This is a genomic window from Dermacoccus barathri (assembly GCF_015070805.1).
GTDB classification, from domain to species: domain Bacteria; phylum Actinomycetota; class Actinomycetes; order Actinomycetales; family Dermatophilaceae; genus Dermacoccus; species Dermacoccus abyssi.
Genome location: NZ_JADCTK010000003.1, coordinates 371,047 through 391,727, shown reverse-complemented (window position 1 = coordinate 391,727; position 20,681 = coordinate 371,047). Strand labels below are relative to the sequence as shown.

Genomic DNA, 20,681 nt, shown 5'->3' with positions numbered 1-20,681 from the left:
GAAAGAATGGCCCCATGAGCGAATCCTTCAAGGCCCGACTGCAGAGCGACCTCACCGACGCGATCCGTGAGCGGGACGGCGTGCGCAGCTCCACCCTGCGGATGGTGCTCACGGCCGTCTCGAACGCGGAGGTGGCCGGCAAGGAGCACCGCGACCTCACCGACGACGAGGTCATGGCCGTCGTCGTCAAGGAGGCGAAGAAGCGCCGCGAGGCCGCCGACGCGTTCATCGGCGCCGGGCGCACCGAGCTCGCCGAGAAGGAGCAGGCCGAGCTCGCCTGCCTTGAGGGCTACCTGCCCAAGCAGCTGTCCGACGAGGAGATCGACGCCGTCGTGGCCGAGGCCGTCGCCGCCACCGGAGCGTCCGGCATGAAGGACATGGGCAAGGTCATGGGCGTCGTGAAGCCCAAGATCGGCGACCAGGCCGAGGGTGGTCGCGTCGCTGCCGCCGTCAAGAAGGCTCTTGCCTGACGCACGCTCCTGGATACGCGCGAAGGCCCCGCACCGATCGGTGCGGGGCCTTCGTGGTTTCGGCCGGTCAGGCGCTGCGGTTGATGCCGGCAGCGACCTCGTCGGCGCGAGCCATCTTGAAGAGCGTGGTCCACGACTTCACGTCAGGGCGACGGCGCAGCAACGCGCGACGCTCACGTTCCGTCATGCCGCCCCAGACGCCGTACTCGGTGCGGTTGTCGAGCGCGTCCGCGAGGCATTCCGCGACGACCGGGCAACGCTGGCAGATCACCTTCGCCGTCTGCTGAGCAGCCCCCTTGGCGAAGAGATCGTCCGGCGCGGTGGCCGCGCACTGGGCGCGAGCCGCCCAGTTCTCGTCCCAGACGGGCGTCTGGGTTTCCTCGGTCATGATCGTCATCTGTGCCTCCCCTGTTGGTGCGGATGACGCTGTGGCGTAGACCACGTCGTTGTTGAGCTATACGCAGACTAGGCAAAGTTACTGACGAGTTTCCATATCCTCGGTGTGCTAAATCGAAGTAGTACATCCGTGACGGGCCCCCTGGGATCGGGTCGGGCACGCCGCACCTGCCTCGCCGAGATTCTCAGGTGACCCCGATACTCTGGCCAGTATGCGTGGAAAGCCCTCTGCCGCAGCGGTCCGTCCGGCTGCGAAGAAGAAGCGCCGGAGCAATTCGACGACGAGCAACGTCCTCAGTCTGCTCGGCGCCTTCGTCGCGACCTCTGTGGCCCTCGGTCTGCTCCTGGCAGGCGTTCTCCTGCCGGTCACCGGCATGGGTGGCGCGGGCGTCAAGAGCGGCGTCAAGATGTTCAACAACATCCCGTCCGAGTTCGCCGAGAACGCTCTGAGCCAGCAGTCCAAGATCCTGGCGAAGGACGGCAGCGTCATCGCGACCCCGTACGACGAGAACCGCATCGTCGTCGCGAGCAGTGCCATCCCGAAGGTCATGAAAGACGCCCAGGTGGCCATCGAGGACGAACGCTTCTACCAGCACGGGGCCCTCGACAAGCGGGGCATCGCGCGAGCCATCGCGTCGAACCTGTTCTCCTCGAGCACCCAGGGCGCCTCGACCCTGACGCAGCAGTACGTCAAGGTGGCTGCCCAGCGTCAGGCGCTGGAAAGTGGTGACAAGGAGGCCGCCAAGGAGGCGGTCGCCCAGAGCGGTGCGAAGGCTTACATTCGCAAGCTCAAGCAGCTCAAGTACGCCGTCGACCTCGAGAAGACGCACACCAAGGACCAGATCCTCACGAGCTACCTCAACCTCGTCTACTTCGGTCAGCTCCAGTACGGCGTCGAAGCGGCATCGCGCCACTACTTCGGGCACCCGGCCAAGGACCTGACGATCGCCGAAGCGGCCACGCTCGCCGGTGTCGTCAACCTGCCGGACGCCACCAACCCCGTGAAGAACCCCGAGGCGGCCGTCAAGCGTCGCAACATCGGTATCCAGAAGATGATCGACCAGGGCTTCATCACGGAGGCACAGGGCCGCAAGGCGATCAACTCGCCGCTCAACCTCAAGCTCGAGGAGAACTCCTCGGGTGGTTGCGCCACGAGCAAGTACCCCTACTACTGCGACTACGTGACGCAGTGGATTGCGCAGCAGCCTGCCCTCGGCAAGACGCGCAAGGAGCGCCTCGGCAAGCTTCGTACCGGCGGCCTCGTCATTCAGACGTCGCTCGACCCGAAGAAGATGGCCGCGCTCGATGCGAACCTCAAGAAGCGCGTGCCCGTCGAGAACGGCGCCGACGTCCAGGCCGCCGGCGTCATCATCGAACCCGGCACGGGCTACGTCGAGGCCATGGCGCAGAACACGAAGTACTCCGTCGCGGGTACGGATTCGTTCAACACCTCGGTCAACTATCCGCGCTCCGGGTTCCCGATCGGATCGACGGCGAAGATCTTCGCCATCGTCGAGGCCATGCACCAGGGCCGCGCGGTCGACTCGACGGTCAACGTTCCTCGCATGAACAGCACCAAGGAAGGGCGCCCGGTCTACAACTTCACCTCGCAGAACTTCCCGGGCAAGTGCGGTCAGGGCCGCGGCGTGTGGTCGGTCGGCAACGACCACCAGGTGCCCGCCGGTCCGATGTCCTTGTCCAAGGCCACGGCTGAGTCGGTGAACACGGCGTTCGGTGTGCTCGTCGCTCAGCTCGGTCCGTGCAATGTCCGCGACGCCTACAAGCGTCTCGGCGTCTATGCGTCCGACTTCAAGAGCGGCGGCTGGTCCGAGATCAACCCCGACCCCTCCTCGATCGTGCTCGGCTCCGGTTCGTCGAGCCCGGTCATGATGGCGAACGCCTTCGCCACTGTCGCGGCCGACGGCAAGTACTGCGCACCGCGCCCGGTCATCTCGATCAAGCAGGCGAACGGTCGCCCGGTGAAGCTCGCGCCGAACCCGTGCAAGCAGGCCATGCCGGCCGAAGAGTCGCGCGGAGTCGCCAAGATCTTCAAGTCGGTTCTCGGCCAGGACGGTACGGCCAAGTCGGCTGCTCTTGCCGAGGGGCGTCAGGCCTTCGGCAAGACGGGTACCGTCGACGGCTCGTTGCACACCTGGTTCGTCGGTTCGACCCCGCAGTACTCGACGGCGATCTGGGTCGGACGCGGTGGCGAGAACACCAACCCGATCAAGAACGTCACCATCGGCCCCAAGCACGTCGGTAACTTCCTCTACGGTGGCGACATCGCCGCGCCGGTGTGGAAGGAAACGATGGACGCCATCAGCAAGGGTCTTCCGAAGAAGGCGTTCCCCGAGCCGGGCTCGGGCGTCATCAAGGGCGATCAGATCACCGTCCCGCAGCTCAAGGGTCGCAGCGAGGCGGATGCGAAGGCCGAACTTGCGCGTCTGAAGCTGCAGGCCACGGTGGTCAAGCAGGACTCGGGCGAGGTCTCCTCCGGCCAGGTCTGGAAGACCGATCCCGCAGCTGGTCAGAAGATTGGCGAGGGCAAGAAGGTCACTCTGTACATCAAGCCCTGACCGGCACGAGCGAAGCCCGCTCCACACGAGATGTGGGGCGGGCTTCGTCGTCCCCGAACAGGGTCTGCGGGCTACGGTGGGGGCATGCAGAAATGGGAATACTTCACCGCGCCGATCATGATTCACGCGACGCAGCAGATCCTCAACAACTTCGGTGAGGACGGCTGGGAGCTCGTTCAGATCGTTCCCGGCCCCGACGGCAACGGCCTCGTCGGCTACTTCAAGCGTCCGAAGGCCTGATCGGCGATGGCTCAGGTCGAGCAGAACCTCGCGAAGCTCGGGCTGGAGGTGCCCGAGGTTGCCAAGCCGGTGGCTGCCTACGTCCCCGCGCTGCGTGAGGGCAACCTCGTCTACACCTCGGGTCAGCTGCCGATGGTGGCGGGTAACCTCGCCGCCACGGGCAAGGTCGGTGCCGACGTCACGCCTGAGCAGGCGGCCGAACTCGCGCGGACATGTGCCCTCAACGCCATCGCCGCCGTCAAGAGTGTCGTCGGTGACCTCGACACGGTGACGCGCGTCGTCAAGGTCGTCGGCTTCGTGGCCAGCGACCCGGCCTTCACCGGTCAGCCCGGCGTCATCAACGGCGCCTCCGAGCTGCTCGGTGCGGCCTTCGGTGACGCCGGTGTCCACGCCCGTTCGGCTGTGGGCGTCGCGGTGCTCCCGCTCGACGCTCCGGTCGAGGTCGAGATCACGGTCGCCGTCGCCGACTGATGAGCGACATCCCGAGGCAGCCTCGCGACTTCCCGATCGGCCCCTTCGCCAAGGCAGCCGAGCGCTGGTTCGACGACACGCAACCGCGCCCGGAGCCGACGGTTCCGGCGCAGGCCGCCACCGTCCTGTTGGTGCGCGGTGAGCCCGTCGAGGTGTTCATGATCGAACGCGCCGCGACGATGGATTTCGCGCCGTCCACCTGGGTCTTCCCGGGTGGACGCGTCGACCCCGCCGACCTCGGCGTCGACGACGCTCCGGCGCACCGCCTGCGCAGCCCCGCGGGTGGCGAGCAGGCGTGGGCCGATCGGCTCGGCGTCGGGCACGACGAGGCGCTCAGTGTGCTCGTGTGCGCGTTGCGCGAGCTGTTCGAGGAGGCCGGAGTGCTTCTCGCGTCCGAGGGGGACGGCGACGCGATCGTCGACGTCGCCACCGACGAGTGGAGGGCGCGCCGCACTCAGGTCGAGGCTCACGAGGTCTCGTTCACCGAGGCTGCTGCAGGCCTGACGCTGCGTGGAGACCTCGTCGAGGCCGTCGACCGGTGGATCACGCCCGCGTTCGAGAGCCGCCGCTTCGACACCTGGTTCCTCACGGCGCTGCTGCCGGACGGTGCCACTGCCGATGCCGTGTCGCGTGAGTCGCAGCGAGGTCAGTGGGTTCGGCCCGAAGCCATGCTGGCAGAAGCCGAGGCTGGGCGAGCCCGCCTCCTGCCCCCGACGCGCACGGCGCTCGAGCGCCTCTCCCGGGCGACGAGTGCCACCGAGGCGCTCGAGCAGGCACGCGGCTTCCACTTCCTCCCCACGCGCCCCGAACTGCTGAAGGGCCCCGACGGGCCCTACCTTCACGCGGAGGTGAACCTGTGACCGATCAACTCGACCGACTCCCCAGCGGCGTGCGACACCTGCGCTGCGACAACCCCGGCCCGATGACGCTCACCGGCACGAACACGTACGTCATCGCCCTGGAGGAAGCTTCGGGCGGAGACGGCTCGCTCGTCGCCGTCGTCGACCCGGGGCCCGAGGACGCCGGCCACCGTGACGCGATCATGGACGCCGTGCGGGGCGCCGAGGCCACGCGTGTCGTCGTGCTGCTCACCCATCACCACGACGACCACGAGGGCGGTGCGAGTGCGCTCGTCGAGGCGCTTCGTGGGCACGGCCTCGCGGTCGCGTTGCGTGGCGGCTCGGGTGGCGACGCCTTCGCCGACGGCGAGATGATCGGCGACCTCCAGGTTCTGCTCGCGCCGGGCCACACGCGCGATTCAGCCGCCTTCGTCCTCCAGCGCGACGGCGTCGACGTCCTCTTCAGCGGCGACACGATTCTCGGCGAGGGCAGCAGCTTCGTCGCCTACCCCGACGGCGACCTCACGGCCTATCTCGCGACGCTCGACGCCCTCATCGCGCTCGTCGCGCAGGCGGGGGAGCGAGTCGTCGTCCTGGCGCCGGGGCACGGACCTGTCGGAGCCGACGCCGCTCCCGTCGTCGAGCGGTACCGCGCCCACCGCCAGGAGCGCCTCGACGAGGTGCGGACCGTGCTGGCCGACGTCGACTCCGAGAATGGCGACTCGCCGGCGCAGGGTGACGAGCTCGTCGGCGCCGTCGTGGACGGCGTCTACAGCGACATCGGCCCGCAGCTGCGCCCGGCGGTGGAGGCCGTCGTCAAGGCGCAGCTGGCCCATCTCGGCCGCCTCTGAGAACAGCCCGACGACACAGCGAAGCGCCCGTCCCCCGCAAGGGACGGGCGCTTCGCTGTCAACCGAGGTGAGTGCGGCCTCAGCGGGCGCGGCGCTGAAGGCGCTCGACGTCGAGCAACGTCACGGCGCGGGCCTCGAGCTTGAGCCAGCCGCGGCTGGCGAAGTCGGCCAGAGCCTTGTTCACGGTCTCGCGGGAGGCGCCGACGAGCTGAGCCAGCTCCTCCTGCGTGAGGTCGTGCGCGACGAGGACGCCGTCGTCGACCTGACGGCCGAAGCGGCTCGCGAGGTCGAGCAGAGCCTTGGCGACACGGCCGGGAACGTCGGTGAAGACGAGATCGCCGAGCGCTTCGTTCGTGCGACGCAGGCGGCGAGCGATGGAGCCGAGCATCTTGACGGCCACGTCGGGGCGCGACGAGACGAACTCGGTGAGTTCGGTGTGACCCAGCGCTACGAGGTCGGTGCCGGCGACGGCCGTGGCCGTGGTCGTGCGGGCGCCCGGATCGAAGAGGCTGAGCTCGCCGAACATCTCACCCGGGCCGAGGATCGCGAGCAGGTTCTCGCGACCGTCGGGGGAGCGGCGGCCGAGCTTCACCTTGCCGGAGGTGATGATGTACAGGCGGTCGCCCTCCTCCCCTTCTTCGAAGAGGATGTCGCCGCGCTCGATACGGGCGCGCGACATGCGCTGCAGAAGGGCCTGGGCGTCTTCGTCCGTCAGCGCGGCGAAGAGGGGAGCTTGACGCACTACTTCAATGTCCACGCCTCCATCCTGCCACGTTTCGGGTGACGCTCCACACAGTTCACTTCCAGGAAAGCGCGGAAAAAGGCGCTCGTTCGTCCAGCAGATGAGGTGCTCGGTGGTGTCGGTGGGGCGTTCTAGGGTGTGGGCATGACCTCCGAAACCGTGACGCCGCCGAAGCGGGCCGCGCGCGTGCCCGAGACCGCCACGGGGCGGGTGCGTCAGGCACGCCGCATCTACCGCAGACTCGTGGAGCAGTACCCGTACGCGCGAGCCGAACTCGACTTCGAGTCGCCGCTCGAACTCCTTGTGGCCACCATCCTCTCGGCGCAGACCACAGACGTCGGGGTCAACAAGGTCACGCCGGTGCTCTTCCGTCGCTACCCGGACGCTGCGGCACTGGCGTCGGCGGAGCCGAGCGAGATGGAGGAGATCCTGCGTCCCACCGGCTTCTACCGGGCGAAGACGCGCTCGGTCATCAAGCTCGGTCAGGAACTCGTCGAACGTTTCGACGGCGAGGTGCCGGGCAAGCTCGCCGACCTCGTGACGCTGCCGGGCGTCGGACGCAAGACCGCCAACGTCGTGCTTGGCAACGCGTTCGGTGTTGCGGGCATCACGGTCGACACCCACTTCGGGCGCCTCGCGCGCCGCTTCGGCTGGACGACGTCGACCGACCCGGTCGCTGTCGAGGCCGAGGTGGGCGAGATGTTCCCGCGCAAGGACTGGACAATGCTCAGCCACGTCGTCGTCTTCCACGGCCGACGGATCTGCCACGCCCGCAAGCCCGCATGCGGCGTTTGCCCGGTGGCGCAGTGGTGCCCGTCCTTCGGTGACGGCGAGACCGACCCGGACAAGGCGCGCGCCCTGCTCAAGTACGAACTCGCGGCCCCGAAGGGTGGTGAGGCGCCGGTGCCGCTGCTCGTCGACGGGGGAGTGCCCGACGCCTCCTTCTCGACCGGGCATCGAGGAACGCCGGTCGTGCCACGTCACTCCGGTGCAGGGGCGCAGGGCGAGGCCCGATGAGCGTGCCGGTGGGCGACGCCACGCCTCCGCCCTGGCTGGACACGGTGCTCGACGCCGGTCGCCGCGGCGACCTGTGCGCGGGGTGGCCGCGTCCCGAGCAGGGCTCCAAGGCCTCTGCCATCCTCATGCTCTTCGGCCCGAACGACGACGGCGGGGAAGACGTGGTGCTCACCGAGCGAGCCACCAACCTGCGCAAGCACGCGGGGCAGGTGTCCTTTCCCGGTGGTGGGGTCGAACCGCAGGACGTCACGTTCACCGACACCGCGCTGCGTGAGGCCAACGAGGAGATCGGGCTCGTGCCCGAGGGCGTCCACGTCATGGGTGAACTGCAGCCGGTCGCGTTGCCCGTGACGAACTACGAGGTCTGCCCCGTGCTCGCCTGGTGGAACGTACCGTCCGACATCTCGGTGCTCGACCCCGTCGAGGTCGCTCGCGTCGCGCGCATCTCCGTCCGCGATCTCGTTGACCCGGCGAACCGCCACACGGTCACACACCCGCGCGGCTTCAAGGGGCCGGGGTTCGAGGTCGACGGTTTCTACATCTGGGGCTTCACGGCGTTCGTGCTCGACGCGGTCCTGACCACCGGGGGCGTCGCGCGCTCGTGGAACCGCGACGACGAGCGTCAGGTGCCCGATCGCTTCCTCAGCTGAACGCCCGGCCGGGAACATGAGGAAGGCGAACATGACGAAGGCGGCCCACCCTCGAGGGTGAGCCGCCTTCGTGCGGCAGGTCAGAACGTCACTTGGCGGGCTTGATGGCCGCGACGGTCTTCTGCGCGTTGTCGATCGTCTTGACCGGCTTGCCCTTGACCTTCTTGATCGACTTGATACCGACGAGGGCGAGGATTCCGGCGACGAGCGCGAGGATGCCCGCGACGATGAGGAAGCCGGCCCAGTTCGGCCAGTCGAGAACCTCCGAGATGGCCCAGGCGAGGGCCGTCAGGAGGAAGCCGACGAAGAACAGGGCGACGACACCGGCGGCAGCGAGCATGCCGCCACCCTTGCCGGCCTTCTGCACGTCAGCCTTGATCTCAATCTTCGCCAGGTCGATCTCGCCCTTGACGATGTTCGAGAGGTCAGCGGAAGCGTCCGAAACGAGCTGACCGAGCGTGCGCTCGGAGCCCCGGGGGGTGTTGAGGGCCATGGTTATCTCCTGTTCAGCAGGCGGCGTCACCTCGTCGAGGTGGCGGCCGTCCGTCGCATCACACGTTTTCTATTCGATGGACACACTACCGATATCGGCCGATTCGCGCCTACCGGCTCCTCGGTTCGGTGCGGTTCAGGCCGGTTCGGGCCGCTGGTAGACGTCCGGCACACCGTCTCGGTCGGCGTCGCGCGTCTCCTCTTCCTCGATGCGGCGGTAGATGCGGTTGCGGCGTCCGAGCACGATGCTCGCGAGGAGCGCGGACAGGAGGCTGCCGAGCAGCACGCCGACCTTGACGTGGTCGTCCTTGACGCTTCCGGTGCCGAACGCGAGCTCGCCGATGAGGAGGCTGACGGTGAAGCCGATGCCGCCGAGGAGGCTGAGGCCGAACACGTCGGCCCACGAGAGGTTCTCGTCGAGCTTGGCCTTCGTGAACTTGCTGACGAGGAACGTGCTGCCGAAGATGCCGACGACCTTGCCGAGCACGAGGCCGGCGATGACGCCGAGCGTGACGGCGTCCGCAAGCGTCTCGGTGATGCTCGTGCCGACGACGGTGACGCCGGCGGAGAAGAACGCGAAGACCGGCACGGCGAACCCTGCCGAATAGGGGCGCAGACGGTGTTCGATGCGGTGGGCGAGGGCGTGCTTGCCCTTGACCGGAACGACGAGGCCGAGCAGCACGCCGGCGATCGTGGCGTGAACGCCGGACTTGTACATGAAGACCCACGCCACGATCGCGAGCGGCGCGAGGAGCGCCCAGTGCTTGATGCCGCGCTGGGTGAGGAAGCCGAAGACTGCCACAACCGCGATCGAGGCGAGCAGCCAGCCGAGCGAGAAGCCCTTGCTGTAGAAGATCGCGATGATCGTGATGGCGATGAGGTCGTCGACGACGGCGAGCGTCAGGAGGAACGAACGCAGCGCCGTGGGCAGGTGCGAACCGATGACGGCGAGCACCGCGAGGGCGAACGCGATGTCCGTGGCGGCCGGGATGGCCCACCCCTTGAGCCCTTCGCCGCCGGCTGCGGCGTTGATCGCGACGTAGACGAGCGCAGGCATTGCGACACCACACGCGGCAGCGATGACGGGCACTGCGGCGGCTGCCGGGTTGCGCAGGTCGCCGGCGACGAACTCGTGCTTGAGTTCGAGCCCGACGACGAGGAAGAACACGGCGAGCAGGCCGTCGGCGGCCCAGTGCGCCACCGACATGTTGAGCCCGAGGAAGTCGGGGCCGATGTGCGCGTCCCGCAGGGCCTCATAACCGTCACGCCAGGGCGAGTTCGCCCAGACGATCGCGGCGACCGCAGCGGCGAGCAGGATGAGGCCGCCGATGGTCTCGGTGCGCAGCAGTTCCTTGACGCGCTGGGCCTCGGGCCACGTGCCGCGGGTGAAGAGGCGGCGGGTCAGCCGTCCTGCGACGGCGACGGGGGCGACGTGCGCGGCTTCCTTGAACTCTTCGAAGCTCGGCTGTTCGTCCTTCATCGGCGGAAGGCTGTTCTTGTGGCGCTTGGCCATGGTGAATCTCCTCGGGCAGGGGTGGTCGTCGTCATCCGCGCCTCACGCGAACGGCCGACCAGACTTCCCGGCACACCGTCCACGATTTTACCGGCTGTCGTCGTTCTCGCGAAAAGATGCGCGGGCGGGGCGCCTGCCCCACCCGCGCATCGTCGGATCGCTCTGCGGCTTACTTCTTCAGACCTGCCTGGATCTTCTCCATGACGCTCGGGTCGGCGAGCGTCGTCGCGTCACCGGCCTCGCGGCCCTCGGCGACGTCCTTGAGCAGGCGGCGCATGATCTTGCCCGAACGTGTCTTCGGCAGCTCGTCGACGACGAGGATCGTCTTCGGCTTCGCGATGGCGCCGATCTGCTTGCCGACGTGCGTACGCATCGCCTGGACGAGCTCCTCGCGCTTGTCGTCGTCAGCGGCCTGGTCGCGAGCCTCCTCGCGCAGGATGACGAAGGCGCACACGGCCTGACCGGTCGTCTCGTCGGCGGCACCGACGACTGCGGCCTCCGCGACGGCGTCGTGCGAGACGAGCGCCGACTCGATCTCCGACGTCGACAGGCGGTGGCCCGAGACGTTCATGACGTCGTCGACACGACCGAGCACCCAGATGTTGCCGTCCTCGTCACGCTTCGCGCCGTCACCGGCAAAGTACATGTCCTCGAAGCGCGACCAGTAGGTGTCCTTGTAGCGTTGCAGGTCGCCCCAGATGCCGCGCAGCATCGACGGCCACGGGTCGCGGATGACGAGGTAGCCGGTCTCGCCGTTGCCGACGGACTTGCCCTCCTCGTCGACGACGTCGGCCGTGATGCCGGGCACCGGCGCCTGGGCCGAACCGGGCACGAGCGACGTGACGCCGGGCAGGGCCGACATCATGATGGCGCCCGTCTCCGTCTGCCACCACGTGTCGACGATCGGCGCCGAACCCCCGCCGATGTTGTCGCGGAACCACATCCACGCCTCGGGGTTGATCGGCTCACCGACGCTGCCGAGCACACGGACCGACGACAGGTCGTACTCGGCGGGGATCTCCTTGCCCCACTTCATGCACGTGCGGATGGCCGTGGGCGCCGTGTAGAAGATCGAGACCTTCTTGTTCTGCACGATCTCCCACCAGCGGCCCTGGTGCGGGCTGTCCGGCGTGCCTTCGTAGAGCACCTGCGTGACGCCGTTGGCCAGCGGGCCGTAGACGATGTAGCTGTGGCCGGTGACCCAGCCCACGTCGGCGGTGCACCAGTAGACGTCCTCGCCCGGGTGCACATCGTGAACGACGGCGTTCGTGTAAGCCGCCTGCGTGAGGTAGCCACCTGTCGTGTGGAAGATGCCCTTCGGCTTACCTGTGGTGCCGGAGGTGTAGAGGATGAAGAGCGGGTGCTCCGAATCAAAGGCCTCGTACTCGGTGGCGGGCTCGGCGGCCTCGAGGGCGTCGTCCCACCAGACGTCCTTGTCGGTCATCTCCGTCTCTTCGCCGGTGCGCTTGACGACGATGACCTTCTGCACCGTCGTCTCGCCGCTGACGGCCTCGTCGACGGCGGGCTTGAGAGCGCTCGGCTTGCCGCGGCGGTAGCCACCGTCGGCCGTGATGACGACCTTGGCTTCGCCGTCGGCGATGCGCGTGCGCAGCGCGTCGGAGGAGAAGCCGCCGAAGACGACGGAGTGCACGGCGCCGAGGCGTGCGCAGGCCAGCATCGAGATGACGGCCTCGGGGATCATCGGCAGGTAGAGGGCGACGCGGTCGCCCTTCTCGACGCCCGCCGCCTTGAGCGCGCCGGCAGCCTTCTGCACGAGTTCGGTGAGTTCGGCGTACGTGATGTCGCGCTCGTCGCCGGGCTCACCGACGAAGTGCAGCGCCACGCGGTCACCGTTGCCGGCCTCGACGTGACGGTCGGCGCAGTTGTAGGCCACGTTGAGCTCGCCGCCCACGAACCACTTGGCGACGGGGGCCTCGCTCCAGTCGAGCACCTCGTCGAAATCCTTGGCCCAGGTGAGGCGCTCGCGCGCCTGCTTGGCCCAGAACGCCTCGCGGTCGGCGTCGGCCTCTTCGTAGAGCGACTTCTGCCCGACGGCCTGCTCGCTGAACTCCGGGCTCGGAGGGAAGGGGCCGTACTCTTCGGCGGTCTCGGACATGTCTTGTCTTCCTTCCGTCGGCTTCGACCACGCCGAAACGAGGCGTAGGTCACAACACTTGGCTGCTTTTCTACCCCATCGTCGCGTGGGGTTGGGAAGTCGGGGGTGGATACTCGCCGGTAGTTTCCGTCGGCGTCCAAGTACGCTGATGCCCATGCCCGGCACCCTCGAAGCTCTGCAATCGCTCGCGACGATCCCCGAGGTCGAGGCAGGCCTCACGCGAGCCCGCGAGGCGTGCACCCAACTGCGCTGGCACAACGCGTTGCGCCGGCGTACGGCGCAGGCCGCCGCCGAGTCGCGCGTGCGTGGCGCCCGGGCCGGCGCGGCGCTGGAGGGCGCCGAGGTCTCCGTCGATGTCGTGCGTGAACTCGTCATGGGGATGACCGAGTGGCCGCCCGAGCCGGACCCGCTCGAGCGAGTGCTTCGTGCGAGTGTTCAGGGGACGCTCGAGAGTGAGCACGTTCGTTCGATCATCCTGTCGTCGCCCGCGCAGGCGTTGGCGCGTCTGCACGTGGCCGCCGGTTCGCAACTGCTCTCCGCCGACGAGGTGGGGCGTCCGCGGTCGCCGGGGGAGACGTGCGAGGAACTCGTCGAGGCCGGCCCGGCGTGCGACCCGCTCGACCTGCCGGGGCGTCTGGCCGGGCTGTACGAGGTGGTGGCGTGTCACGAAAAGGTGCCGGCCCTCGTCGTCGGGGCCATTGCGCATGCGGAGATCGCCGTGATGCGTCCGTTCGTGCGCGGAAACGGTGTGGTGGCACGGGCTTTCGAGCGCGCACTTGTGCAGGCGTGTGGGCTCGACCCGACAGGTGTGGCCGTGCCCGAGGTGGGCTACCTGCGTGAAGCGAGCGCGGGATATGCGGGTGCCCTGGCCGCCTATGCCTCGGGAACGCGCGACGGTGTGGCCCTGTGGCTGCAGTTCAGCGCGGGGGCACTGGAGCGGGGCGCCGCCGAAGGAGGCGCCATTTCGGACGCCGTTTTGGCCGGCCGTCTGCGATAAGAACAAATAAAAAACGTCCGGCGAGTCGGTTTCTCATTTATCGAACCGTTGATACTGTATTGGCCGGGTATGTGCGGGCCGGTTGCAACGCGTGGCCACTCATGGCACATTAGGAGCGTGCGCTCCCTCCGGGTCGAGCGCTGACGTGCATACCGCACCCCCAAGGGTATGCACGTAAAGACAGCCCCCACCGTCCCCCCGGTGGGGGTTGTCGTATGTCCTGCCTCTACTCCCGTGCGGCCGCGTGGCCTCCGGACGGGTCCGTCGTCCACATCTGCGACGCGGTGAGCGCCGTTTCAGTAGTTCAGGCGGCCTCGTCCACAAGATCGTCCGACGCGTCATGGACGGTGTCGAGGTGGTGGGCCGACGCTGGCGTGCATGGACGAGTTCGACGCCGACTTCTTCGGCCCATCAGCCCCCGACGAGGTGGGCAGCGAGCGCGGCGAACTGCGCCGGATCGGGGTGGTCTGCCCTGACTCAGCTGCCGACGCCGCCTACTTCGCCTGTGCCGTGGCACGGCATCTCGCACGGTCTCGAGGCACGGATCGAACGGCGCGGGACCACGGCCCGGTCGTCCTCGTCGACGGCCAACCGGGCACTGGTGGTCTCGACGTCGTTCTCGACCTCGACCGTGAGGCGGGCGCACGCTGGGACGCGCTGCGAGGCGCAGGCCCCGACATCAACGCGCAGAAGCTCCTCGCCGCACTGCCGGAACGTGACGGGGTCCGGGTGCTCTCGCACGGACGAGGTGCACCCCGTCTTCACGATCGCCTCGTGCGGAGCGCGGTGCTGGGGGCGCTCGCGGGCGAAGCGGCGTGGTCGGTCGTCACGTTGGCGCCCCACGAGCCCGCAGAACCGACGGAGTGCGACGTCATCGTCCTCCTCGTGCGCGGAACCGTGTGCTCTATGGCAGCCGCCCAGCAGTACGTCGACAAGCTGGACGGAGAGCTCATGCCGGTGCTCGTCACGCTCGAGGCCGACGCTCGGGCCCGTGTGGCACTCGGCGAGTCGCTCGATCTGGAGGTCGTGACGTCCGGGCCCACCCGGTGGCGTCTGGGGCACCGAGCAGCCGACGACGTGCTTGCCGGTCGCTGGCCGGGCGAGGACGAGCGGACGATGACTCGCCTCGTTCAGGATGTGGTCATCTATGTCCGCTCGCGTGGTCGGAGCATGGCATGGGCGTAGCAGAAGGCATGTGGAAGGAGATCTACGCCGGACGGGCACCGAGTGCTGCGGCGCTCGAGGCGATCGTCGATGCGGACGCTCCCGTGTACTCACGAGCGCAGACCTCGGTGCTGGGGGAGCGCCTCGGAGCTGACGTGCTCGGGGCCGGCCCGCTCCAGGGTGTCATCGAGATCGAGGGAGTCACCGACGTCCTCGTCAACGGTTGTGACGGGGTGTGGATCGACCGCGGAGAAGGCCTCGAGGAAGTCGGGGTCGACCTCGGGGACGCGGAGGCGGTGAGGCGTCTCGCGGTACGGCTCGCCGCCGTGGCCGGGCGGCGGCTCGACGACGCGAGCCCGTTCGTCGACGCCGTACTGCCCGGCGGTGCTCGGTTGCACGCGCTGCTGCCACCGCTCGTCGAAGGTGCCGCCCACCTCAGCCTGCGTGTGCCGGCGAAGGAACGACCGCTGCTCGAGGACCTCGTGCGGCTCGGGAGCGTTTCCTCCGAGGTCGAGAGCCTGCTCACGCGACTTGTGACGAGCCGAACGGCCTTCGTCGTGAGCGGAGGCACGGGAACCGGCAAGACGACACTGCTGGGCGCAATGTTGGCCCGCGTGCCGATCTCGGAGCGCATTCTGCTCGTCGAGGACGTCCGTGAACTGTCGGTGGCTCACCCTCACGTGGTGCGGCTCGAAGCACGACGTCCGAACGTCGAGGGCGTCGGCGAGGTCAGCCTCACCACGCTCGTGCGCCAGTCGTTGCGGATGCGCCCGGATCGCATCGTCGTCGGCGAGGTACGTGGCGCGGAGGTGCGCGAACTCATGTCTGCGCTCAACACCGGCCACCAGGGTGGATGCGGCACCGTGCACGCCAACGCGCCACGTGACGTCCCCGCCCGGTTCGAAGCGCTCGGCGCGCTGGCCGGGTTGAGCCCCGAGGCCGTGCGTACGCAGTTGCGCTCCGCGCTCCGGGTCGTGGTGCACCTCGAGCGATCCGGCGGGCTACGTCGGGTGGGGAGCATCGGGGTCCTCGACGGCGATCACCGCGGCCTCACGGTGCGCAGCGCCTGGAGAGGTGGGCGCCGTGGTGAGGCGTGGGACGAACTCGGCGCGCTCATGGACGGAGCGGCGTCATGACGTGGCCGTCCGACACCGCCCTGTGGTGGTGCGCGCTCGCGCTCGCAGTCGCCGTTGGGCTGTGGCCCGCCCCGAGATGGCTCGCGCTGACGCCCACCCCGCGAACCGGGTCGCGCTTCGGTCTGCTCGCTCGTAGTGATCCCCAGGCCGAATGTCTCGCCGTTCTGGATGCGCTCGGTGCCGTTCTGCGAGCCGGTGCTCCTACGTCGAATGCTGTCGAGCTCGTTGTCGCCCCCTACGCAGACGGGGGCACCCACTCGAGCCAGGGGTGGCAGCGGTTGCGTCACGCGGTCCGCTCCGGTGGAGATCTCGCGGACACCTGGCGCGGACTGGGCGTCATGTGGAGGCTGCCGGCGTGCGCTGACATTGCGGCGGCGTGGGAGATGTCCGATCGACACGGGTGTCCGCTGGCCGACGCCGTGACGAGTGCGGCAGCGGACCTACGGGCACGCCGTCGCCACGATCGAGCCCTGGAGGCAGCGACCGCGGGCGCTAAGGCCACGATGGGTGTCCTCGTCCTCCTGCCAGTTCTGGGCATGGCGCTCGCGTGGATGCTCGGCGTGGATGTCTTCGAGATCTACAGCGGCACATCGGGCCTGCTCACCCTGTGGCCCGGGTTGGCCCTCTTGTGGGCCGGCGCCACCTGGTCGCAGCGCATGGTTGCCTCGGCTCTCAAGCCTCCGGCGGTGACGCCGTGATCGCCCTCACACTGGTTCTTCTCGCCGTTGGCGTCTGGCCCGCTCGGCCCCTGACCGAACGTGCCTTCGGTGCATCCCGGCGGGAGGCGAAGCAACGCGACACGGTCGAGGAGTCGCCGATGGTCGTCGCCCACGCGATGGACCTGCTCGCCCTGGCGCTCGCGGGTGGAGCCCCCACCGTCGCAGCCCTCGAAGCCGTGTCCGCGGCAACCGGACCGGGCGTCCGCGAGCCGCTGGCCCGTGTCGCTGCCGCGATGCGCTGGGGCGTCGACGGAGACGGTGCCTGGGCCGGCGCCTCCTCGGCCTGGCGTCCGGCCGCAGGAGCCTTCGCGCTCGCTGCTCGGGCGGGAGCTCCGCCGTCCACCCTTCTGCGGCGGGCCGCTGATGACCTGCGCGTCGGCGAGAGCGAGCGCATCGCTGTCGCCGGAGCTAAGGCCGGAGTCCGCATCGTCCTGCCGCTCGGTTTGTGTTTCCTGCCCGCCTTCGTCCTGCTCACCGTCGTCCCCCTCGTCATGGGTCTCGTCGAACCCCTCGGCTGACACCTGGCATCGGGCACCCCCGAACCCCGCCGGAACCCCGGCGGCGCGCCCTCCGGCGCACCACTCGAAAGAACTCAACCCCTGAGGAGATCGCCATGATCGCTGTGACCCGTCGTACCCGTAACGCCCTGCTGCGCCGCTGGCAAGCGGCCGCCGAACGCGCCGAGGCCGGCATGTCCACGGCCGAGTACGCGGTGGGCACCATCGCCGCGGTTGCTTTCGCGGCCGTGCTCATCGCCGTCGTGAAGTCCGCGACCGTGCGCTCGGCCCTCGAGGGCATCATCTCGTCGGCTCTCTCGACCCGCTGACGTGACGATGACACGAGCGCGCCGCAGGCACGGAACGCACGAACGTGACGGCGAATCGGGCATGGCAACAGCCGAATTCGCCGTGGCCTTGCCTGCGGTTGCGCTCGTGCTCGCCTTCGTCGTCGGTCTTGCCCAGTTGCTGCTGCTGCACCATCGGGCGTGGCATGCCGCGTCCGTGGGCGCGAGGGTTGCCGCCCGGGCCGAGAGCGACGATGCCGTGCGCGCGGCCGTCCGCCAGAGCGGTGTCTCCGGAGCCACGTCGATCACGCGGAGCTCGCAATGGGTGCGCGTGGCCGTCTCCGTTCCCGCTCCACGCGGGTTCGGGTGGGCGCTCGGCGACATCACCGCCGGCGCGGTGGCTGCCGCAGAACGCGGGGACGAGGGTGACGCTGCGAACAGCTCGGGAGGCTCGCCGTGACCGGGCGGTCCGCGCGGGGTCGCACGCGTCCACTGCGGGCTCGTGAACGCTGGTTGAGCCGACTCGGCCGGGTGCGAGACGGTCACGTCGGGGGAGGTCAGGGATCTCCGAAGGCCCGGAACGACAGCGGCTCGGTCACGGTGACGATGCTTGGCGTCATCGTCGTGCTCGTCCTGCTCGCCGGTGTGATCGTCACGTACGCGCGCACCGCGATCGACACCGAGCGCACCCGCCTCGCGGCCGATCAGGCAGCACTCGCCGCGGCCAGTGTGCTGCTCGGCTCGTCGGCGCAACCGGGGTCGTCGCCCTGCGCCCTGGCCGCCACGACGGCCGAGCGCAACGGTGCGCGCGTCACGTCGTGTGTCGTGCGCTCGACGTCGGTGCAGGTCGCGGTCACGCGCGCCGCGCCGCTCGGACGCGAAGCACGCGGTCTCGCCCGCGCCGGCGCCCCCGAGGGGCGTGGACCATGACGCGCGCAGCGAATCGCCGCCAAGGTGTGAGTTCGGCCCGGTGTGTGACCGGCGCCGCTCACAGATCGGACCAGAGCTCACATCCTGCGTCGAGCACGGGGCCAGCCACGCGTCAGTTGGCCGGGTCGTCGTAGGCGTCGCGCAACAACAGGTTGAGCAGCGCGATCGCACCCTGCTTGTCGAGTGGGCTGTTGCCGTTGCCGCACTTCGGCGACTGGATGCACGCCGGGCAGCCCGACTCGCACCCGCACGTCTCGATCGCTTCCTTCGTCGCCGTCAGCCACTCCGTAGCTCGCGCGTAGGCGCGCTCGGCAAACCCCGACCCGCCGGGCAGAGCGTCGTAGACGACGACCGTCGGCATGTCCGTGTCGGGATGCAGCGCCGTCGAGACGCCGCCGATATCCCACCGATCACCCTGCGCCACGAGCGAGATGAGGCCGATCGAGCAGTGCTCGGCGGCGTGAAGGGCCCCCGGGGCCACGTCGGGGGTGATGCCTGCATCGGCGAGCTCGTCCTCGGGCAGGGTCCACCACACGCCCTTCGTCACGAGGGTGCGCTCCGGCAGGTCGAGCGGGTGCTCGCCGATCACCTCCCCCGACGGCAGACGCCGAAGGAAGGACGTGACGCGTGTCGTCACCCGGATATCGCCGTAGTGCAGCGTCGCAGCGCCCCACTCACGGCTGGCGCTCGAGCCGATGATGTCGAACGCGCTGACGGAGCGAGCGGCCGTCGACCACCCGGGGTTGCCGCGCACGACGTGCGCGCTGCCGTCCTCGAGGTCCAACTCCGTGGAGACGTACGAGACGCCCTGGTGCACGTAGACCGCGCCCTTGAAGACGCTCGAGTGCGCCCGTTCGCCGTCGACCGTTCCGAGCACTCGGCCGGTGCGCGATTCGACGATGCGCACGTCGTCGCCACCCTCGCCGCGCAGCGACACGTGGTCGCCGGGGCGGTCGTCGCGGGCCCAGTACCAACCGGTCGGGCGCCGCCGCAGGACGGCGCGCTCCACGAGCGAGTCGACGAGCGGCCACATACCCGGCCCGAAGAGGGCCTCGTCGTCCTCGGTGAGAGGCAACTCGGCGGCCGCGCACGCGAGTTGCGGAGCGAGGACGTACGGGTTCGTCGGGTCCATCACGGTGGCCTCCACCGGACGGCCGAAGAACACGTCGGGGTGGTGGACGAGGTAGGTGTCGAGCGGGTCGTCGGCGGCCACGAACAGGGCCAGGGCGTCGCGCCCCGACCGTCCGGCCCGGCCCGCCTGCTGGTGCAGTGACGCCACGGTGCCCGGCCAGCCGGCGAGGAGCACGGCGTCCAGTCCACTGACGTCGATGCCGAGTTCGAGCGCGCTCGTCGCGGCGATGCCCCGCAACGTTCCCGTGCGCAGTCCGCGCTCGAGGGCGCGGCGCTCCTCGGGCAGGTATCCGCCGCGGTACGCGGCCACGAGGGATTCGTCGAGCCCCTCGTTCCACAGCCGCTGACGGGCCATGTCGGCCACCACCTCGACGCCGACCCGCGAGCGCGCGAAGGCGAGCGTCTGTACCCCGGAACCGGCGAGTGCGCCGAAGAGGTCACCGGTCTCTGCCACGGCGCTGCGGCGGCCGAGATCGTCCGTGACGTCGGCTGAGGAATCGGCGGGGTCATCCGAGCCGCGAGCTCCGTCGAGCGCTGCCGAACCCTCGTGCTCGGCCTCCGCGCCGGGCGGAGGCCCGGGCTCCCACAGGCCGAACGTCAGCGCCGGGCGCGGCGAGCCGTCGTCCGTGACGGCGGTGACGTCGAGCCCCGTGAGCGCGCGAGCGTGCCTGGCAGGGTCGGCTGCTGTCGCCGAGGCGAGCACGAACGTCGGCTCGGCCCCGTAGCGGGCCGCGATACGCCGCAGCCGTCGCAGCACGCCGGCCGTGTGCGCCCCGAAGACACCTCGGTAGATGTGGCACTCGTCGATGACGACGAGTCGCAACGAGCGCCAGAACATCGACCACCGTTCGTGCGCGGGCAGCATCGAGTGATGGAGCAGGTCGGGGTTGGTGAGGATGACGTTGGCGTGGTCGCGGATCCAGCGTCGTTCGTCGGGCGGGGTGTCACCGTCGAGGGTGGCCAGGCGCGCGCCCGGCACGGCGAGGGCTTCGAGGCGGGTGCGCTGATCGGCCGCGAGCGCCTTCGTCGGCGACAGGTAGAGACTCGTCGCGCCGCGCAGGGAGGCGAACATCGAGGGGGTAGCCGGGTCGAGCGCTCCGGTCGCCGCGGACAGCATCGGCACCTGGTAGGCGAGGGACTTTCCCGACGCAGTGCCCGTCGCGACGACGACGTGCTCGCCGGCCATCACCCGAGCGATGGCCTCACTCTGGTGCGACCAGAGTTCGTGGATTCCGGTGCCCTCGAAAGTCGACCGCACGAGAGCCGGAACAGAGTCCGGCCACGGCGCCGTTACGGCCTCGCGAGCGGGCCGTCGACGTACGTGACGCAACTCCCCGGTGCCCTGCCCGGCGAGGATGTCGAGCATCTGATCCGGGGAGCGACGGGCGTCGTACGTCATCGCGAGCGTCCCTCCCCAGAGCCCAGAAGCGGTGCCGGGCGTTGACTT

Annotated in this window: 22 protein-coding genes; 16 read left to right on the top strand and 6 right to left on the bottom strand. The window is 69.3% G+C overall.

The genetic code is table 11. The annotated features are described in order from the left end of the window. Positions 1-14: 14 nt before the first annotated feature. Positions 15-470, top strand: a complete 456-nt coding sequence (locus IM689_RS07565) for a GatB/YqeY domain-containing protein (protein ID WP_047312495.1) — start codon at positions 15-17, stop codon at positions 468-470. A gap of 67 nt (positions 471-537) precedes the next feature. Here the strand turns inward: IM689_RS07565 and IM689_RS07560 are convergent, their stop codons facing one another. Further along, positions 538-867: a WhiB family transcriptional regulator gene (locus IM689_RS07560; protein ID WP_047312494.1), complete on the bottom strand. Its 330-nt coding sequence runs from the start codon at positions 865-867 to the stop codon at positions 538-540. A 211-nt stretch (positions 868-1,078) separates the two neighbouring features. Between IM689_RS07560 and IM689_RS07555 the strand changes: the two genes are divergently transcribed. The 5 genes from IM689_RS07555 to IM689_RS07535 all read left to right on the top strand — a co-directional run bounded on the left by IM689_RS07555 (position 1,079) and on the right by IM689_RS07535 (position 5,843). Next, positions 1,079-3,442, top strand: a complete 2,364-nt coding sequence (locus IM689_RS07555; protein ID WP_193643516.1) for a transglycosylase domain-containing protein — start codon at positions 1,079-1,081, stop codon at positions 3,440-3,442. Between the two features lie 84 nt (positions 3,443-3,526). Further along, entirely contained in the window at positions 3,527-3,682 is a 156-nt protein-coding gene (locus tag IM689_RS07550; protein ID WP_118914533.1) for a DUF4177 domain-containing protein, read from the top strand. A 6-nt stretch (positions 3,683-3,688) separates the two neighbouring features. Further along, complete coding sequence (locus IM689_RS07545) at positions 3,689-4,153, top strand: RidA family protein (RefSeq protein ID WP_047312493.1); 465 nt, start codon at positions 3,689-3,691, stop codon at positions 4,151-4,153. Then, positions 4,153-5,013 (top strand): NUDIX hydrolase, encoded by an 861-nt coding sequence (locus IM689_RS07540; protein ID WP_052947109.1) that lies wholly within the window; start codon positions 4,153-4,155, stop codon positions 5,011-5,013. Before IM689_RS07545 ends, IM689_RS07540 begins: the two co-directional genes overlap by 1 nt. After that, a complete protein-coding gene (locus IM689_RS07535; protein ID WP_319803834.1) occupies positions 5,010-5,843 on the top strand; it encodes an MBL fold metallo-hydrolase in 834 nt (277 codons plus the stop codon). The genes IM689_RS07540 and IM689_RS07535 overlap by 4 nt, the downstream gene beginning before the upstream one ends. Positions 5,844-5,922: 79 nt before the next feature. Here IM689_RS07535 and IM689_RS07530 read toward each other — a convergent pair whose 3' ends face one another. Further along, positions 5,923-6,600: a Crp/Fnr family transcriptional regulator gene (locus IM689_RS07530; protein WP_047312491.1), complete on the bottom strand. Its 678-nt coding sequence runs from the start codon at positions 6,598-6,600 to the stop codon at positions 5,923-5,925. Positions 6,601-6,729: 129 nt separating this feature from the next. On the opposite strand from IM689_RS07530, the gene nth reads away from it, so the two are divergent. Together nth and IM689_RS07520 are read left to right on the top strand one after the other, a co-directional pair. Beyond that, positions 6,730-7,602 (top strand): endonuclease III, encoded by an 873-nt coding sequence (nth, locus tag IM689_RS07525; RefSeq protein WP_193643515.1) that lies wholly within the window; start codon positions 6,730-6,732, stop codon positions 7,600-7,602. Further along, positions 7,599-8,252, top strand: coding sequence for an NUDIX hydrolase (locus IM689_RS07520; RefSeq protein ID WP_193643514.1), 654 nt, complete (start codon positions 7,599-7,601; stop codon positions 8,250-8,252). The genes nth and IM689_RS07520 overlap by 4 nt, the downstream gene beginning before the upstream one ends. A gap of 88 nt (positions 8,253-8,340) precedes the next feature. Here IM689_RS07520 and IM689_RS07515 read toward each other — a convergent pair whose 3' ends face one another. The 3 genes from IM689_RS07515 to acs all read right to left on the bottom strand — a co-directional run bounded on the left by IM689_RS07515 (position 8,341) and on the right by acs (position 12,373). Further along, positions 8,341-8,745, bottom strand: a complete 405-nt coding sequence (locus tag IM689_RS07515) for a phage holin family protein (protein WP_047312490.1) — start codon at positions 8,743-8,745, stop codon at positions 8,341-8,343. A 135-nt stretch (positions 8,746-8,880) separates the two neighbouring features. Beyond that, complete coding sequence (gene nhaA, locus IM689_RS07510; RefSeq protein ID WP_227484586.1) at positions 8,881-10,257, bottom strand: Na+/H+ antiporter NhaA; 1,377 nt, start codon at positions 10,255-10,257, stop codon at positions 8,881-8,883. A gap of 169 nt (positions 10,258-10,426) precedes the next feature. Further along, positions 10,427-12,373 carry an acetate--CoA ligase gene (gene acs, locus IM689_RS07505; protein WP_193643513.1) on the bottom strand — a complete coding sequence of 649 codons (1,947 nt, stop codon included), beginning with the start codon at positions 12,371-12,373 and terminating at the stop codon, positions 10,427-10,429. Positions 12,374-12,527: 154 nt separating this feature from the next. Between acs and IM689_RS07500 the strand changes: the two genes are divergently transcribed. From IM689_RS07500 to IM689_RS07465, 8 genes are all read left to right on the top strand, one after another. Continuing rightward, the gene (locus IM689_RS07500) at positions 12,528-13,370 is read left to right on the top strand and encodes a Fic family protein (protein ID WP_193643512.1); all 843 of its coding nucleotides are present in this window, start codon (positions 12,528-12,530) and stop codon (positions 13,368-13,370) included. Between the two features lie 378 nt (positions 13,371-13,748). Beyond that, positions 13,749-14,555: a hypothetical protein gene (locus tag IM689_RS07495; protein WP_193643511.1), complete on the top strand. Its 807-nt coding sequence runs from the start codon at positions 13,749-13,751 to the stop codon at positions 14,553-14,555. Continuing rightward, positions 14,546-15,670 carry a TadA family conjugal transfer-associated ATPase gene (locus IM689_RS07490; protein ID WP_227484585.1) on the top strand — a complete coding sequence of 375 codons (1,125 nt, stop codon included), beginning with the start codon at positions 14,546-14,548 and terminating at the stop codon, positions 15,668-15,670. Before IM689_RS07495 ends, IM689_RS07490 begins: the two co-directional genes overlap by 10 nt. Beyond that, on the top strand, positions 15,667-16,368 hold the full coding sequence (locus IM689_RS07485) for a type II secretion system F family protein (RefSeq protein ID WP_193643510.1): 702 nt from the start codon (positions 15,667-15,669) through the stop codon (positions 16,366-16,368). Before IM689_RS07490 ends, IM689_RS07485 begins: the two co-directional genes overlap by 4 nt. 119 nt (positions 16,369-16,487) lie before the next feature. Beyond that, positions 16,488-16,907: a type II secretion system F family protein gene (locus IM689_RS07480; RefSeq protein WP_129664893.1), complete on the top strand. Its 420-nt coding sequence runs from the start codon at positions 16,488-16,490 to the stop codon at positions 16,905-16,907. 95 nt (positions 16,908-17,002) lie between these two features. After that, on the top strand, positions 17,003-17,215 hold the full coding sequence (locus IM689_RS07475) for a DUF4244 domain-containing protein (RefSeq protein WP_052947104.1): 213 nt from the start codon (positions 17,003-17,005) through the stop codon (positions 17,213-17,215). 61 nt (positions 17,216-17,276) lie between these two features. Then, a complete protein-coding gene (locus IM689_RS07470; RefSeq protein ID WP_156170382.1) occupies positions 17,277-17,633 on the top strand; it encodes a TadE family type IV pilus minor pilin in 357 nt (118 codons plus the stop codon). Beyond that, positions 17,630-18,103, top strand: a complete 474-nt coding sequence (locus tag IM689_RS07465; RefSeq protein ID WP_319803833.1) for an Rv3654c family TadE-like protein — start codon at positions 17,630-17,632, stop codon at positions 18,101-18,103. Before IM689_RS07470 ends, IM689_RS07465 begins: the two co-directional genes overlap by 4 nt. Positions 18,104-18,215: 112 nt before the next feature. Here IM689_RS07465 and IM689_RS07460 read toward each other — a convergent pair whose 3' ends face one another. After that, positions 18,216-20,633, bottom strand: coding sequence for a DEAD/DEAH box helicase (locus tag IM689_RS07460; RefSeq protein WP_193643509.1), 2,418 nt, complete (start codon positions 20,631-20,633; stop codon positions 18,216-18,218). Positions 20,634-20,681 lie beyond the last annotated feature (48 nt).

Excerpts from the sequence above, each read along its gene's own strand:
- IM689_RS07565 (WP_047312495.1), top strand. The coding sequence starts at position 15 with ATGAGCGAATCCTTCAAGGCCCGACTGCAGAGCGACCTCACCGACGCG.
- IM689_RS07470 (WP_156170382.1), top strand. The coding sequence starts at position 17,277 with ATGGCAACAGCCGAATTCGCCGTGGCCTTGCCTGCGGTTGCGCTCGTG.
- nth (WP_193643515.1), top strand. The coding sequence starts at position 6,730 with ATGACCTCCGAAACCGTGACGCCGCCGAAGCGGGCCGCGCGCGTGCCC.
- IM689_RS07560 (WP_047312494.1), bottom strand. The coding sequence starts at position 867 with ATGACGATCATGACCGAGGAAACCCAGACGCCCGTCTGGGACGAGAAC.
- nhaA (WP_227484586.1), bottom strand. The coding sequence starts at position 10,257 with ATGGCCAAGCGCCACAAGAACAGCCTTCCGCCGATGAAGGACGAACAG.
- IM689_RS07515 (WP_047312490.1), bottom strand. The coding sequence starts at position 8,745 with ATGGCCCTCAACACCCCCCGGGGCTCCGAGCGCACGCTCGGTCAGCTC.
- IM689_RS07495 (WP_193643511.1), top strand. The coding sequence starts at position 13,749 with ATGGACGAGTTCGACGCCGACTTCTTCGGCCCATCAGCCCCCGACGAG.
- IM689_RS07480 (WP_129664893.1), top strand. The coding sequence starts at position 16,488 with ATGGTCGTCGCCCACGCGATGGACCTGCTCGCCCTGGCGCTCGCGGGT.
- IM689_RS07500 (WP_193643512.1), top strand. The coding sequence starts at position 12,528 with ATGCCCGGCACCCTCGAAGCTCTGCAATCGCTCGCGACGATCCCCGAG.
- IM689_RS07460 (WP_193643509.1), bottom strand. The coding sequence starts at position 20,633 with ATGACGTACGACGCCCGTCGCTCCCCGGATCAGATGCTCGACATCCTC.
- IM689_RS07545 (WP_047312493.1), top strand. The coding sequence starts at position 3,689 with ATGGCTCAGGTCGAGCAGAACCTCGCGAAGCTCGGGCTGGAGGTGCCC.
- IM689_RS07550 (WP_118914533.1), top strand. The coding sequence starts at position 3,527 with ATGCAGAAATGGGAATACTTCACCGCGCCGATCATGATTCACGCGACG.
- IM689_RS07555 (WP_193643516.1), top strand. The coding sequence starts at position 1,079 with ATGCGTGGAAAGCCCTCTGCCGCAGCGGTCCGTCCGGCTGCGAAGAAG.
- IM689_RS07485 (WP_193643510.1), top strand. The coding sequence starts at position 15,667 with ATGACGTGGCCGTCCGACACCGCCCTGTGGTGGTGCGCGCTCGCGCTC.
- IM689_RS07540 (WP_052947109.1), top strand. The coding sequence starts at position 4,153 with ATGAGCGACATCCCGAGGCAGCCTCGCGACTTCCCGATCGGCCCCTTC.
- IM689_RS07475 (WP_052947104.1), top strand. The coding sequence starts at position 17,003 with ATGATCGCTGTGACCCGTCGTACCCGTAACGCCCTGCTGCGCCGCTGG.
- acs (WP_193643513.1), bottom strand. The coding sequence starts at position 12,373 with ATGTCCGAGACCGCCGAAGAGTACGGCCCCTTCCCTCCGAGCCCGGAG.
- IM689_RS07520 (WP_193643514.1), top strand. The coding sequence starts at position 7,599 with ATGAGCGTGCCGGTGGGCGACGCCACGCCTCCGCCCTGGCTGGACACG.
- IM689_RS07490 (WP_227484585.1), top strand. The coding sequence starts at position 14,546 with ATGGGCGTAGCAGAAGGCATGTGGAAGGAGATCTACGCCGGACGGGCA.